Below are 14,359 nucleotides of genomic sequence, written 5' to 3'. Positions count from 1 at the left end.
GCCATGTTGAACACGGTTCTCGTTCTCAACTCGGGATCGTCGAGCATCAAATTCGGCCTGTTCGATATCTCGGCGGCCGAGCCCACCCTGCTCTGCAAGGGCCTGCTCGACGAGCACGAGACGAAGCCGCGGCTCGTCGTGAAGAGCCCCGCGGGCGAAGACCTGTTCGAGAAACGGCGGGAAGCATCGGATGCGGACAGCGATCATCTGTTCGCCGACGTGCTCGGCTTCATCGAGGATCGTTTCGGCGACCATCGCTTGGGCGCCGTCGGCCATCGCGTCGTCCATGGCGGTCCGGACTATTCCGCCCCAGTCGAGCTGACGGACGATGTCACCGCAAAACTTGAAGAGCTGACGCCGCTGGCGCCGCTGCACCAGCCGCGGTGTCTGGCGCCGGTCCGCACTATCAAGGCGATAAGGCCCGACCTGACGCAGATCGCCTGCTTCGACACCGCTTTCCACTACGGCATTGCGCCGCCCGCGAGCCGCTTCGCCATTCCGCGACGTTATGAAGAGCGCGGCGTCCGGCGCTACGGGTTTCATGGTCTCTCGTTCGAATATGTCGCGGGACGGCTCGCCCGAATCGCGCCGCAGCTCGTTGCGAAGCGCACCGTGATCGCGCATCTCGGCAACGGCGCGAGCCTGTGCGGCTTGCGCGACGGCCGCAGCATCGACACGACGATGGGACTGACGCCGCTCGATGGGCTGGTGATGGGCACGCGCTGCGGCAGGATCGACCCTGGCGTGCTGCTCTATCTGCAACAGCACGAGAAGATGTCGGTCGAAGACGTCCAGCACCTGCTCTATCACGAATCGGGCCTGCTCGGCGTCTCCCGCATCGCTTCGGACATGCGCACGCTGCTTGCGAGCAGCGAAGCTGCGGCACGGGAGGCGGTCGAGCTCTTCACCTTCCGCGCCGCGCAGGAGGTGGCGGCGATGGCGACGACGCTTGCCGGGCTGGACTGCCTGGTCTTCACCGGCGGCATCGGCGAGCATGCCGGGGAAATCCGCAGCGCGATCGGTGAGCGTCTCGACTGGCTCGGTGTGCGCATCGATCCCGCTGCGAATGATTCAGCGCGCGAGCGCATCAACCATGGCGATAGCGCAGTCGATGTTTTCGTCATTCCAACGAATGAGGAACTGATGATCGCACGACATTGTGCGGCGGTGCTGCGGGCCGTCAGCTCGTAATCAACGGCGTAGGATCGGCGTTGCTTCCCTTCTCCCCTTGCGGGAGAAGGTGGCGCGAAGCGCCGGATGAGGGGTTCTTTCGTCGCTCACGTATGCATGTGAGTATGCGGAGGAATACCCCCTCACGCCTGTGAGGTTGTGTCTCCTTGCGGTGCTGCCCTCTCCCGCAAGGGGCGAGGGCGCAGTCACGAGCATCTCGCTCGCGGGGTAAATTGATCCAGCGGCCCGCGTGTTCTAATGCGTCCCCGACCAAATCTGGAAACACCCGATCGCGACCTCGATCACGATCAGCACCACCACCGCGACCTCGAGGCGGAGCGAGCGCTGGGTGTCGATGATGTCGGTGAGCGCGTTGGCGGTCTCGGACACGGCGGTGAGCTTGCGCTCGAGCGTGTCGAGGCGCTCCTTCAGTTCGTACTCGTCTTCAAGGCGAGCATAGAGCCGGTCGAGTTCGGGTTTCTCCCAGAGCACGTCGGGTTTCTCGGCCACCGCAACACGGCCGGCCACGCGCTGCTGGACGAGAAGCGCATTGCCGATCAATTGCAGGATGCCCTTGCGCCGGGGCGGCGTGCGGCCCTGCTCGGCGAGCATGCGCGCAAACGGCTCGATCACGTCGAAGACCGCGGCGACGCGGCGCTCGTCACGCGCGAGCGAGGTGCTCTTGGCAAGCGCGTCCGCGATCAGCAGCAGCCGGTCGTCGGAGAATTTGGCGAGGCAGATCGGGCCTCCCGGCTGGATCGCCTCGGCGCTTTCGTCCTTGCAGAGTTGCGCATGCGCGATCTCCTCCTCGTAGGGGCTGAGCTCGCCGATCACGCGGGTCTTCAGGCTGTCGATCAGCACCTTCTCCTCCGATGGGAGGAGACCGATCAGCACCACGACGCCGTAGCGGAAAATGACCGCAAGGCCGGCATGAACGCGGAAGGCGGCCGGCGTCGAGGAGACGGTCGCCCCCATCTCGAGGCCGGAGGGATTGATGCGTTCGCCCAGCATCACGGCGCGGATCCGCAAGGCCGCCGCGCCGTCCGGCCTGGGCGATGTTGCCGGCGAGTTAACAGCAAGTTGATCGGCGTTCATTTCGAAGCCCTTGTCAGCAGCGTGATTGCACGTTCACGTTCTCGCGCTCGTCCGCTGGCGCATCCTCCCTTTGCAGGATTGCGAACGGCCCGCCCATCGCGCAATATCGCGGCTCCTCTGGATTAATACGGTCCAGGACAGCTGGCGCCGAAACATTCGGCAATATTGCCACCCCGCACGGGACATATTTGGATGCGATCGCTACAGCGGTTTACCATCGTAGACCGCGGCCCGTCCGAAAAGTTGCACTCGGCAGCGCCGCGTGTTTATGACAACATCATAACAGCTACGTATAACAGCTACGTTTCTCCCGAAGTGCGGAGACTGAAGCCTCAATCATGCTAAGCGTAATTATTCCGACCGAAGGCGTCGAGCAGACGGCGGTCGCAACTCTGGCCGCGTTGGTACCGGGCGCCGCCGCAGGCATCATCCGGGAAGTGCTCCTGGTCGACGGCACCCGCAATGGAGTCATCGAGCGCGTTGCCGACGTCGCGGGCTGCCGTTTCATCGGCTTCGAAGGATCCACGCAAGGAGCCGCGCTCGCCGCCGGCGCACTCCAGGCCCGTTCGTCCTGGCTGATGTTCCTCCCTGCGGGCGCCGTGCTGGAAACCGGCTGGATCGAGGAAACCACCCAGTTCATCCAGTCCGTCTCGACCAGCGGCCGGGATCGTGCGGCCGTGTTCCGCTATGCGCGCTCGCCCTACGCCGATGCCGGCTTCCGCGATATCCTGCGGGCCCTGATGCGGAAGCTCGTCGGTCCCTTCGGCGATCAGGGACTTTTGATCGCGCGTGATCACTACGATCGCATCGGCGGCTACCCGCCCCAGGCCCGCCGCTCCGAGGCGAGGTTGCTCCGGCGGCTCGGCCGCTCATCACGAATCATGCTGCGCAGCCGGATCGTCATGGTCGGCTGAGGCACTTGGATACTTGCCAAAGTCAAATAGTTATTTGACAATGGCAAGTATCGAGGTGTCCCATGTCGTTCAACCGTACCGACGACCACATCGCGGCGGTCCGCGCCTTCAACCGCTTTTACACCCGCAAGCTTGGCGTGCTCGACCAGCACCTCGGAAAGAGCCCGTTCTCGCTTAGCGAGGCCCGCGTGCTCTACGAGCTCGCGCAACGCGACGACCTTGCCGCAAAGGAGATCGGCAACGAGCTTGGCCTCGACCCCGGCTATCTCAGCCGGATCGTGCAAAGCTTCGACGAAAAAGGCCTGATCACCCGCAGGCCCCTGCCCGCGGATCGCAGGCAATACCAGCTCAGCCTCACCGCCAAGGGGCGCCAGACCTTTGCCAAGCTGAACCTGGGCTCGCAAAATGAGGTCGCCGCAATGCTGGCTCAGCTTTCGGCTAGCGATGCGACGCGGCTCACGCAGGCCATGGCGACCATCGAGGCTGTGCTGGAGCGTCGAAGCCAGCCCGCGGCTTTCATGCTGCGCAGCCATCGCGTCGGCGACATGGGCTGGGTCATCTCGCGGCAGGCCACCGCCTACGCGGCCGACTACAACTGGGATATCAGCTACGAGGCCCTGGTCGCCGAGATCTGCGCACAGTTCATCAAGGATTATGACGCCGCGCGCGAGCACTGCTGGATTGCGGAAGTGGATGGCGAGCCGGTCGGCTCGATCTTTCTAGTCAAGGCCACGGACGAGATTGCCAAGCTGCGCCTGTTGCAGGTGGAGAAGAAAGCGCGCGGGCTCGGTGTCGGCCGCGCGCTGGTCGAGCAATGCATTCAGGGCGCACGCGAGAGGGGCTACAGCAGGATGACGCTGTGGACGCAGAGCATCCTGGTCGCCGCGCGTGGCATCTATCAAAGTGCAGGATTCAAGCTCGTCGCTACCGAGCCGCATCACAGCTTCGGGCAGCATCTGATTGGGGAAACATGGGAGCGGGATCTCTGATGCTGCAACAGCGGGCGAGATGCGCATAAATGTGCCTCGCCCCTTGCGGGACTTCGCGCCACCTTCCCCCATAAGGGGGGAAGGGAAGCAAGCGCTCACACCGTCGCGCCCTGCGACTTCGGCCGGCGCAGGTGCTCGTCCAGCCGCGGCATGATCTCGACGAAATTGCAGGGACGCGTGCGGTAGTCGAGCTGGGCTTTGAGGATGCCGTCCCAGCCGTCGCGGCAGGCACCGGGCGAACCTGGCAGGCAGAAGATGTAGGTCGCGCCGGTCACGCCTGCGGTGGCGCGGCTCTGGATCGTCGATGTGCCGATCTTGGCGTGGCTCAGCATGTGGAATGCGATCGAGAAACCGTCCATGCGCTTCTCGAACAAGGGCTCGACCGCCTCCGGCGTGACGTCGCGCCCGGTGAAGCCGGTACCGCCGGTGGTGATGACGACATCGACGCCCGCATCCGCAATCCAGCGGCGGATGATGGCGCGGATCGCCTCGACGTCGTCGGTGACGATCTCGCGCGCGGCGAGATGATGGCCAGCCGCAAGGAGGCGGTCGGCGAGCGTCTGGCCGGATTTATCATCCGCGAGCGCGCGCGTGTCGGACACGGTGAGCACCGCGATATTGAGCGGAACGAATTGTTTTGTTTCGTCGATGGAGGTCATTGCAACGCACCTTCTCTTCCCGCCCGCTGACGTCATCCTGAGGTGCGCGCTCTTGCGCGCCTCGAAGGATGGGCCACGGGCTCGCATCCTTCGAGGCTCGCCAATTGGCGAGCACCTCAGGATGACGGATAACCCCTACTGTCCACCGCCAAACGTGTTGCAGGCCTGGACGGTGCCCTGCTGATATCCGGTCATGAACCACTGCTTGCGTTGCGCCGCCGAGCCGTGGGTGAAGGAATCGGGCACGACGCGGCCCGTGGCCTGGCGCTGCAGCGTATCGTCGCCGATCGCGCTCGCAGTGGTGAGTGCGGCGTCGATATCACCCGGCTCCAGGAAGTTCGGCCGCTTCTTCGCCTCGCGGTTGACCCAGACGCCGGACAGGCAGTCGGCCTGCAATTCGACCTTTACCTGCAGCGCATTGGCCTCCGCCTTGCTGCCGGCCTGCTGCTGCAGCCGCGTCACGCGCGGAATGATGCCGAGCAGGTTCTGGATGTGATGGCCGGCCTCATGGGCGATGATGTAGGCGGTGGTGAAGTTACAGGCGGATTTGCCGGAGCAGCCGCGAAAACGCGTCTCGACCTCGCGGAAGAAACCGGTGTCGAGGAAGATGGTCCTGTCGGGCGGACAATAGAACGGTCCCATCGCCGACTCCGCCCGGCCGCAGCGCCCGCCATTGGTGACGTTGCGGAACAGCACGACCTTCGGACCGGTAAAGGTCTGGCCCGAGGCCTGGAAGATCTCGCTCCAGCGATCGTCGATCTCGCCGAGGATGCCGGAGATCATGCTGCCCATCTCGTCGGTCGGCGCGCCGCGCTTGGCGTTGGACGACGATTGGCGATCGGTCTGGTAGGACGGCGCCTGGCCGCCGCCGGTGAGGATCTCGGCGCCGCCGATCAGGATGCGCGGATCAATGCCGAAGGCGTAGCCGACCAGGCCGAGCACGATGATGGTGCCGATCCCGAGCCCGCCGCCGCCCATGGGGAGGCCGAACCCGCCTCCTCCACCGCCGCCGCCACCATCGTCGCGACGATCCTCGATGTCGTCGCTGCGGCGGAAATCATCGTAGCGCATGGCGGCTTCCCTCGGTCCTGGCTCAATCCGGCGCAAGAGCGCGAAAGCTCAACGCGCCATACACGTAAAATTTCCATTGCATTAATCAATATCCCGCTGGGCAATTATTGCCTAGTGCGACAGCATGGCAATGCCAGCAATTTTTTCCGGGCGTCGTGCAATTTTTTCCGAGAGAAATTTGGAGTCTTTTTTGCGCTCTGGCCACTCCCGCAACGCGAACAAACACCAAATACACTGCAAAACACGGCGAATGCGCGGAGCGAACCGCGTGCGAGGCGCGAGGTGAAGGCTGCTCACGAAAGCGGCGGGTTAAGTCGATTTTTACTTTGCCGCTTCAATGTAACGGTCAGTCGGTTGTTTGGTCCCGCGTCGCCGACAGCGTCGCCTGAGTCAGAGTTCTTGAGTCATGGTAGAGTCGCGTCGCGGGGCGTCTGCAAGGGCGCCCCGCACAAATTTTGAGTCTCCTTCGCACAGCATCGTCCTCGGCGATTGCGTCGCCGAGATGTCGAAGCTTCAGGCTGGTTCGGTCGACCTGGTGTTCGCCGATCCACCCTACAATCTTCAGCTCAAGGGCGATCTCAAGCGCCCCGACGAATCCCATGTCGATGCGGTCGACGACGATTGGGACAAGTTCGATTCGTTCTCCGCCTATGACGATTTCACCCGCGCCTGGCTGCTTGCCGCCCGCCGCGCGATGAAGCCATCGGCGACGATCTGGGTGATCGGCTCCTATCACAACATCTTCCGCGTCGGCGCGATCATGCAGGACCTCGGCTTCTGGCTCCTGAACGACATCGTCTGGCGCAAGACGAATCCGATGCCGAATTTCCGCGGCCGCCGTTTCACCAACGCGCACGAAACCATGATCTGGGCCGCGCGCGACGAGAAGGCCAAGGGCTACACGTTCAACTACGAGGCGCTGAAGGCCGCCAACGAGGACGTGCAGGCACGGTCCGACTGGCTGATCCCGCTCTGCACCGGCGAGGAGCGCCTCAAGGGCGCCGATGGCAAGAAAGTGCACCCGACGCAGAAGCCTGAAGGCCTGCTCGCGCGCGTGTTGCTGTCGTCCTCCAAACCCGGCGATCTCGTGATCGATCCCTTCAACGGCACCGGCACCACCGGCGCGGTCGCAAAGCGCCTCGGCCGCTCCTATATCGGCTTCGAGCGCGACAAGACCTATGCGAAAGCGGCACAAGCGCGCATCGCCGCGGTCGAGCCGCTGCCGGAGGCAAGCCTCGCCCCGTTCATGACGGCGCGCGAAGCGCCGCGGGTTGCGTTCTCGGAATTGATCGAGCGTGGCATGATCATGCCCGGCACCAAGCTGTTCGACGCCAAGAAGAAACTCGGCGCGCTGGTCCGCGCCGACGGCGCCATCATGTTCGGCGACAAGGTCGGCTCCATCCACCGCATGGGCGCGGTGGCGCAAGGCGCGCAAGCCTGCAACGGCTGGACCTTCTGGCACATCGAGACCAAGAAGGGTCTCAAGCTGATCGACGAGCTCCGTGCCGAGATCCGCGCCGGCATGGCGGCGGGGTAGCTCAGTCCAACAGTCGCGTAGGGTGGGCAAAGGCGCTCTTGCGCCGTGCCCACCATCGCGCCTCGGGGATACAGATTTGGTGGGCAAGCTTCGCTTTGCCCACCCTACGGTGCCTTGAATGACGCGATGGCCGGGGCTAGATTTGACGAGTCAGTCCCCGTCCCGGCCGGCTCCCATGCGACGACAGTCCGAGACATTGCTGCTGGTGCCGCTGCTGCCGATCTTCCTGGTCGGCATGTTTCCGATGTTCCTGATCGCGCTGCTGGGATTTTTCGGCCTCGCTTTGTTTGGCGTGCTCGTGGTCTGTGTCGGGCTCGCCAGCAGCAACGAGGCCCATGACAGCTTCAATCACGATGTCATCGTGCACGGCTACGCGCGCGGATCCGAGCGCGCGGCGCGGGCCTCCGACATGCATATCGCTACCCGGCTCGGGCTGCGCCTGGAGGTCGTGGGCGCGGCCATGGTCATTACGGCGGCGATCGGCCTTTGTTACGCCGGCTGATCTGCGTGACACGCAGATACCGCCCGGCAAACTCGCCGGTTGCCCTCCCCGATAAGGTTCAGGCAAGACAAGGCCGCTAGCGGACATGTTGCTGCCTCCACTTTCGGCCAACAAACACAGGGGAGATGCCCGATGCTCAAATTCTATTTCAACGGTTCGCCGAACCCGACCAAGGTCGCGCTCTATCTCGAAGAGGCCGGCCTGCCCTTCGAGCCGGTGAAGATCGACACCCGCAAGGGCGAGCAGTTCACGCCGGACTATCTGAAGATCAATCCGAACGGCAAGGTGCCGTCGATCGACGACAACGGCACTATCGTGTTCGATTCCAACGCCATCCTGCTCTATCTGGCCGAGAAGACCGGCAAATTCCTGCCTGCCGCCAATGTTCGCGGCGAGATGCTGTCATGGCTGATGTTCATCGCCACCGGCGTCGGGCCCTATTCTGGTCAGGCCGTGCACTTCAAGCATTTTGCGCCGAAAGACCAGAACCACGACTACGCGCATAACCGTTACCAGTTCGAGACCGATCGCCACTACAAAATTCTCGACGGTCACCTCAAAGGCCGCAGCTACATGGTCGGCGACAGTTATTCGATCGTGGACATGGCGCTGTGGGGTTGGGCGCGGATGGTGCCGTTCAAGCTCGGCGACGACGCCTTCGCGCGATACCCGAACGTGAAGCGGCTGGTGGACGAGGTCACGGCGCGGCCTGCAGCGGCGCGCGCGATCGCGCTGAAGGACAAGTTCACCTTCAAGGCGGAGATGGACGACGAGGCCCGCAGCAACATGTTCAAGCACATGACGACAAAAGTGGCCTGATCGCGGCACGTCGCAATGCGAGGCCACGCGCATGCGCGTGGCCTTTTGCTTTCGAGGCTCAGGCGGCGTGGACCGAGTTCAGGAAGTTGGCGACTTCCTGCTTCAAGCGGTTGCTGTCGGCCGACAGCGAGCGTGCCGCCGAGAGCACCTGCGAAGAGGCCGAGCCGGTCTCGGACGCGCCGCGCTGCACGTCACCGATGTTGGACGACACGAGCTGGGTGCCATGGGCGGCCTGCTGCACGTTGCGGGAGATCTCCTGCGTCGCCGCACCCTGCTGTTCCACGGCAGCGGCGACCGTCGACGAGATCTCCGACAGCCGCTCGATGGTGCCGCTGATCTCCCGGATCGAGCCGACCGACTCCTCCGTCGCGGCCTGGATGCCCGAGACCTGCTGGGCGATCTCACCGGTGGCCCTCGCGGTCTGCTCGGCGAGCGCCTTGACCTCCGAGGCCACCACGGCAAAGCCCCGGCCGGCTTCACCCGCGCGCGCCGCCTCGATGGTGGCGTTCAGCGCCAGGAGGTTGGTCTGGCCGGCGATGGTGCTGATCAGTTCGACCACGTCGCCGATGCGGGCCGCGGCCTTGGAGAGCTCGCTGACGCGCGCGTTGGTCTTGCTCACCTGACCGACGGCTTCGCCCGCGATCCGCGCCGATTCCTGCACCTGGCGCGCGATCTCCGTCACCGAGGAGGACAGCTCCTCGGTCGCGGAGGCGACCGCCTGCACATTGGCCGAGGCTTCCTGGGAGGCGGATTGCACTTCGGTGGAGAGATCCTGAGCGCGCCTCGCGGTCGCGGTCAGGGTGCCGGCCGAGCCCTCGAGCTCGTGCGATGCCGAGGATACGGTATCGACGATCTCGCCCACCGCCTGCTCGAACTGGCTGGCGAGCCGGGCCATATCGGCCTTGCGGCTCTCGGCCTGCCGGGCCTCGGTTGCGGTCTGCTCATGGCGCAGCCGTTCGGTCTCGATCATGTTGTTCTTGAAAACGTCGATCGCCTTGGCCATGTCGCCGATCTCGTCGGCCTTGCCGCGCGAGGGGATCTCGACGGCGAGATTGCCCCCGGCAAGCAGTCCCATTGCGCGCGTCATCGAGGTCAGCGGCCCCACGATGCTGCGGGCGGTCAGGAAGGCGACGATCAGTCCGAACAGGACGGCGAGGCCGCCCGCGATCCCCTGTAGCGACGTCGTGCCGTCGATCACAGCATCGGCCGCGCTACGCGAATCCTTGTAATCCGTCTTCAAGGCGGTTTCCGTGACCTTGAGCTTGGCGATGCTCGCGGAGATGAGCGGTGCGAGATCCTTGTGGTAGATCTCGTCGGACCGCAGCATCGCGGCGGAGGTCGTTTCGAACGCGGATTTGTAGATACCGAGCGCGGTCTTCACAGGCGTCAGAGACGACCGAAGGTCCGCCGCCTGCGGGCTCCTTTCGACGGCTGCCAGCCGCTGCACCGCCCTGTCGACATTGGTTCTGAAGACGGTGGGCCCGTTGGTGTCGCGCAGAGCGAGGAAGCGCCAGTTCGCGATTCGAACCAGCAGGACCCGGGATTCGACGTCCGCGACGAGCGACACCGTGTCGTCATCGGCGGCCGCGCGGGCCACATCGACCAGCTTGGCCATCTTGACGGTCAGCTCTTCGCCACTCGGCAACAGCGTCGCCTTGCCGGTCCGCGCCTCGTTGACGGCGTCGCCGAGACTGTCACGCAGGCTTTTCATTTTGGCGATGTCGGCGATCAGATCGTTGTAGAGCTTCCGCCGCTCCTCCGAGAGGGTGCCCTTTGCTCCGAGCTGCAACAGCCCGGTCGCCGCGGTCTCTCGCTCGGCAGCCTCCCGCATCGCAGGCTCGTTGGCGTCGTAAATGTAGCGCAGATTGGCCCGCTGGATGGCCTGAAGATGGGTCGATATCTCCAGGACGCGCGCCGTGCTGTCCGACAACGTGGAGAGTTTTGCAACCTGATCCTGGACGGACCGCAAATTCCAGATGGCGACCACCGCCATCACGAGACCAACCGCCACCAAGGCCATGAAACCTGCGTACAGGCGTCCCCTGATCCGCAAACGAAACTTCGGCATTCCCACTGTCCACCCAGATGCATGTCAATTCGAGCGGCCGGCCTAATCCGGCGATTGTCACCGGCCACCCTGGCAGCCGCGCGTCGCGTCTTTCGCGACCCACGCTGCACCGCGACACAATGGGGGACACTCGTTAATTGAACCTTCAAATTTTTCGCGCGCGCATGCGTCAGATGACACAACATCTGCTGATTTTATCGGCAGGTGAGCAAGGGTTCGACGCGATGCCCGCAGCGCCGTGCAGGCCGCTGCAGCTTATCCGGATGACGATCTGTCAGCTGCCGGCCTGCTGCAATTTGCCGAGCGCGTTTTCGACCACTTCCAGCGTGTAGGGCTTCTGGATCACAGGCGCGGCGGCCAGCTCCGTTGGGATCGGCGCCCGCTCGCCATAGCCGGTCGCGAACATGAAGGGCACGCCGATTTCCGTCAGCTTCTGCGCCACCCTTATGCTGCTCTCGTTGCCGAGGTTGAGATCGAGCAAGGCAAAGCCCGGGCGCGTGCGCTCGATCGCCCGAAGCGCCTGATCGACGCTTGCGGCGGTATCGACATGTCGGGCGCCGAGATCGAGCAGGATGACCTCGGCGGCCATGGCGATGATGAGGTTGTCCTCGACGATCAGCGCCGTGTCGGAAATCCTGGGACGCGAGGATTGCTGTTCTTCTATTCGCATGGCGGCTCCCGCGATGGATGGGACGAGTTCGACGAAGTTGGGGGGAATGACGAACGTTGCTTGCACCCCCAGCAGGTCGAACCGGATTTCGGCTTCGCCCTTGAGGTCGAACGGCACGGAGCGCTCGATGATGGTGGTCCCGAAGCCGCGGCGCGACGGCGGCTGCACCGGCGGACCGCCGGTCTCCTTCCAGTCGATCACGAGGCTCGACGACGGATCGAGCCGCCACGCCACCTCTACGCTGCCGGTGGAATCGGCGAGCGCGCCATACTTGGCGGAGTTGGTCATCATCTCGTGCACGACCAGGGCCAGCGTCGCGAACGCTTTGGGATCGAGCGCCACGTCGGGGCCGCCCATCTTGACCCGGTCTGCGCGCGCGCCGAGATAGGCGCCTGCCTCGGACTCGAGCAGCGAGCGCAATGCGACCGGCGCCCAGTTCAGATTGGTGATCTGGTCATGCGCGCGCGCCAAGGCCTGGATGCGGCCGCCGAGCACGCCGGCGAACTCCTCGACGGTGGTCGCGGTATCCTTGCTCTGCGCCACCAGCGCCCGGACGAGGCTCAGGATGTTGCGAACGCGGTGGTTGAGCTCGGCGATCATCAACTCCTGCCGCTCCTGCGCGCCGCGCCGCTCGCGTGCGGCAAGATCGGACAGTTGCAGGATCACCTCGAGCAGCGTCACCCGCAGGCTCTCGGCAATGCGGATGTCGGCCGCCGACCACGGCTTCGACTGGCCCGCCACCGTCTCCTGCCACAGCTCGAAACTCCTGCGTGGCGTCAGGCGCGGCCCGTTCGGACCCTGGTCGTAGACCTTGTTGGGATCGCCGGCCCAATGGACCGAGCGCGTGACCTCGCGCCGGAAGAAGATCAGGCAATCGCGCGGGGCGCGCGAGATCGGGATGGCGAGAAAGCCCGCCGCGCGGTCGCGGAAGGACTGGCCCGCAGCATAGACCTTGGCGATCTCGGCGCTCGCGAAGATCCGTCCCGGCGACGTCCGATTGATGAAGCTGACGAGTTCCTTCACCTCGTCTTCGGTCGGCGTCTCGCCCTGGAGCACGATCCTGTTGTCGGACCACACCGCCACGCCGTCACACTCGATCATGTTGCGGTAGTCGCCGAGGAAATCGACGATCGCGCGCCGGCTGTGCTCGTGCGAGGCCGCGGTCTCGATCAACCGCTCCTGCACATGGTGGGCGCGCGCCTCATAGGCGACGTCGCCCTCGCGCTCGCGTCCCTCCACGATCCAGGAGAACATCTGCCCGAACAGCTCGGATGCCGTACGCTTCTCGAAAGAGATGTAGCGCGGCGAATAATGGTGGCAGGCGAACAGGCCCCACAGCTTGCCGTCGCGCAGGATCGACACCGACATCGAGGCGCCGACGCCCATGTTGCGCAAGTACTCGATGTGGATCGGCGACACCGAGCGCAGCACGCTCATCGACAGGTCGAGCAGCCCCGCATTGTGTGTGGCCGTCGACACCAGCGCGGCGGGTTGCGCATCGATGTCCGCGATGATGCGCAGCCAGTTGCGCTGATAGAGAATGCGGGCCTGCCTCGGGATGTCCGACGCCGGATAATGCAGGCCGAGAAACCGTTCGAGTCCCGCTTCCGCGGCCTCCGCGATCACCTCGCCCGATCCGTCCGGGTGAAACTGGTAGACCATGACCCGGTCGAAGCCGGTCAGCACCTTGAGCTGCCGCGCGGCCTCGCGAGCGAGCTCGGTCATCCCGCGCGTCTTGCGGATACGCTCCAGCATCAGACGGACGAGTTCGCCGGAATTGACGCCGGGCTCGTTGACGCTGGGCTCCGCCTCGACGACGAGATAGGCGCCGGAGAAGTGGATCGAGAGATCGTAGGGCGGCTTGCCAGCCTGAAGCTCGACGCCGAACAGGCGCTCGGTCGCGTCCGGCCCGCTGAGATGATCGACGCGGCTGCGAATGGTCTCGACCGCGGCTTCCGAGATGACGCGCGAGAGAGGCTGCTGGAGCAGGTCGGAGACGTCAGCCCCGAGAAAGCTCCCGACATTGTCCGAGGCCATGCAGATCGTGAAATCCGACAATAGCGTGAGCAGGAACCCGAACGATTGCACGCTGCCGGGAATGTGGATCGGCTCGCGATCGCAATTGGTGAGATTGACAGCCTCGTTCATGCCCGGTCCGCCGCCTGCTCGAACGCGGCGAAGGCGATGCGCGCCGCATCGATCGCCTCGTCCTCATCGCAGGCCGCTTCGCTTGCGAGCTTCACCAGGAAACTCTGCCAGAGTCGCTTGCCTACACCATGGCTAAGATAAGCGGTGGCTTCGCTGATGCGCGGATCGCCGGCGTCCGCGACCGTCTTCAGCAGGAACTTGGCCCCGAGCCGGGAGCCCTCCAGCACGTACATGGTGCCCAGCACGCCGCTGCGTGTCAGCGGCAGCACGGTCACTGTGGACTGTGCGGCACCACCGAGCCGGCCAAGATCGTCCGCAATCGCAGCGCTGCGCGCCCGTTCCGGCCAGTCCGGAAACATTTTACCGACATCCGCGTCCATCAGCGCGGCTTCGAGCGGCAGCAAGGCCCCGGCGCTGGCTTGCAGGAAACGGCGGTAGCCGGAAAACACGCTGAGATCGAATGACGAAAGCTGCGCATCGAGTTCGCGGTGCGCAGCCGCCGTCGCATCTCTCAGTCGTTCGCGGAGTCCTGGAAAGCTGCGGCCCACCTGTGTCGTAACGTCCGAAACCCCAGCCAGCATGCAATTCCCAAACGCGCGCAATGCCGGGGCGCGATTGCCCCGGAACCGAACGAACGCAGGAGGATTCCAAAGGTTCCGAACCCCTCTGGAAAACCGGGCACGGGCGGCCCGGGCCCGCTCGTCCGCTATGTCCGCC

Annotated in this window: 12 protein-coding genes; 6 read left to right on the top strand and 6 right to left on the bottom strand. The window is 64.6% G+C overall.

Features of this window, described 5'->3' with window-relative positions; all coding sequences use genetic code 11:
- The first annotated feature begins 3 nt into the window (after positions 1–3).
- Positions 4–1,191 (top strand): acetate/propionate family kinase, encoded by a 1,188-nt coding sequence (locus tag AC0L27_RS15680; RefSeq protein WP_354057221.1) that lies wholly within the window; start codon positions 4–6, stop codon positions 1,189–1,191.
- A 234-nt stretch (positions 1,192–1,425) separates the two neighbouring features.
- Here the strand turns inward: AC0L27_RS15680 and AC0L27_RS15675 are convergent, their stop codons facing one another.
- On the bottom strand, positions 1,426–2,265 hold the full coding sequence (locus AC0L27_RS15675) for an RMD1 family protein (RefSeq protein WP_354057223.1): 840 nt from the start codon (positions 2,263–2,265) through the stop codon (positions 1,426–1,428).
- 338 nt (positions 2,266–2,603) lie between these two features.
- On the opposite strand from AC0L27_RS15675, the gene AC0L27_RS15670 reads away from it, so the two are divergent.
- Together AC0L27_RS15670 and AC0L27_RS15665 are read left to right on the top strand one after the other, a co-directional pair.
- The gene (locus AC0L27_RS15670) at positions 2,604–3,179 is read left to right on the top strand and encodes a glycosyltransferase family protein (RefSeq protein ID WP_007607113.1); all 576 of its coding nucleotides are present in this window, start codon (positions 2,604–2,606) and stop codon (positions 3,177–3,179) included.
- Between the two features lie 62 nt (positions 3,180–3,241).
- On the top strand, positions 3,242–4,168 hold the full coding sequence (locus AC0L27_RS15665; RefSeq protein WP_354057225.1) for a bifunctional helix-turn-helix transcriptional regulator/GNAT family N-acetyltransferase: 927 nt from the start codon (positions 3,242–3,244) through the stop codon (positions 4,166–4,168).
- 95 nt (positions 4,169–4,263) lie between these two features.
- On the opposite strand, the gene moaB is transcribed toward AC0L27_RS15665, so the two are convergent.
- Together moaB and ypfJ are read right to left on the bottom strand one after the other, a co-directional pair.
- On the bottom strand, positions 4,264–4,827 hold the full coding sequence (moaB, locus tag AC0L27_RS15660; protein WP_354209098.1) for a molybdenum cofactor biosynthesis protein B: 564 nt from the start codon (positions 4,825–4,827) through the stop codon (positions 4,264–4,266).
- A 135-nt stretch (positions 4,828–4,962) separates the two neighbouring features.
- Positions 4,963–5,898, bottom strand: coding sequence for a KPN_02809 family neutral zinc metallopeptidase (gene ypfJ, locus AC0L27_RS15655; protein WP_275171573.1), 936 nt, complete (start codon positions 5,896–5,898; stop codon positions 4,963–4,965).
- A 406-nt stretch (positions 5,899–6,304) separates the two neighbouring features.
- On the opposite strand from ypfJ, the gene AC0L27_RS15650 reads away from it, so the two are divergent.
- The 3 genes from AC0L27_RS15650 (at position 6,305) to AC0L27_RS15640 (ending at position 8,756) form a co-directional block, all read left to right on the top strand.
- Positions 6,305–7,435, top strand: coding sequence for a site-specific DNA-methyltransferase (locus AC0L27_RS15650; RefSeq protein WP_007607106.1), 1,131 nt, complete (start codon positions 6,305–6,307; stop codon positions 7,433–7,435).
- 175 nt (positions 7,436–7,610) lie between these two features.
- Positions 7,611–7,937 carry a hypothetical protein gene (locus tag AC0L27_RS15645; RefSeq protein WP_018454920.1) on the top strand — a complete coding sequence of 109 codons (327 nt, stop codon included), beginning with the start codon at positions 7,611–7,613 and terminating at the stop codon, positions 7,935–7,937.
- Positions 7,938–8,069: 132 nt separating this feature from the next.
- Positions 8,070–8,756, top strand: coding sequence for a glutathione S-transferase family protein (locus AC0L27_RS15640; RefSeq protein ID WP_354057230.1), 687 nt, complete (start codon positions 8,070–8,072; stop codon positions 8,754–8,756).
- Positions 8,757–8,814: 58 nt separating this feature from the next.
- On the opposite strand, the gene AC0L27_RS15635 is transcribed toward AC0L27_RS15640, so the two are convergent.
- The 3 genes from AC0L27_RS15635 to AC0L27_RS15625 form a co-directional block, all read right to left on the bottom strand.
- Positions 8,815–10,824 carry a HAMP domain-containing methyl-accepting chemotaxis protein gene (locus AC0L27_RS15635; protein ID WP_354209100.1) on the bottom strand — a complete coding sequence of 670 codons (2,010 nt, stop codon included), beginning with the start codon at positions 10,822–10,824 and terminating at the stop codon, positions 8,815–8,817.
- Positions 10,825–11,098: 274 nt separating this feature from the next.
- Positions 11,099–13,642 carry an HWE histidine kinase domain-containing protein gene (locus AC0L27_RS15630; protein ID WP_354057234.1) on the bottom strand — a complete coding sequence of 848 codons (2,544 nt, stop codon included), beginning with the start codon at positions 13,640–13,642 and terminating at the stop codon, positions 11,099–11,101.
- Positions 13,639–14,190 carry a biliverdin-producing heme oxygenase gene (locus AC0L27_RS15625; RefSeq protein ID WP_473319699.1) on the bottom strand — a complete coding sequence of 184 codons (552 nt, stop codon included), beginning with the start codon at positions 14,188–14,190 and terminating at the stop codon, positions 13,639–13,641. The genes AC0L27_RS15630 and AC0L27_RS15625 overlap by 4 nt, the downstream gene beginning before the upstream one ends.
- Positions 14,191–14,359: the final 169 nt, after the last annotated feature.

This window comes from Bradyrhizobium sp. Ken51, assembly GCF_055807435.1.
This window is presented reverse-complemented; position numbering and strand designations above follow the sequence as displayed.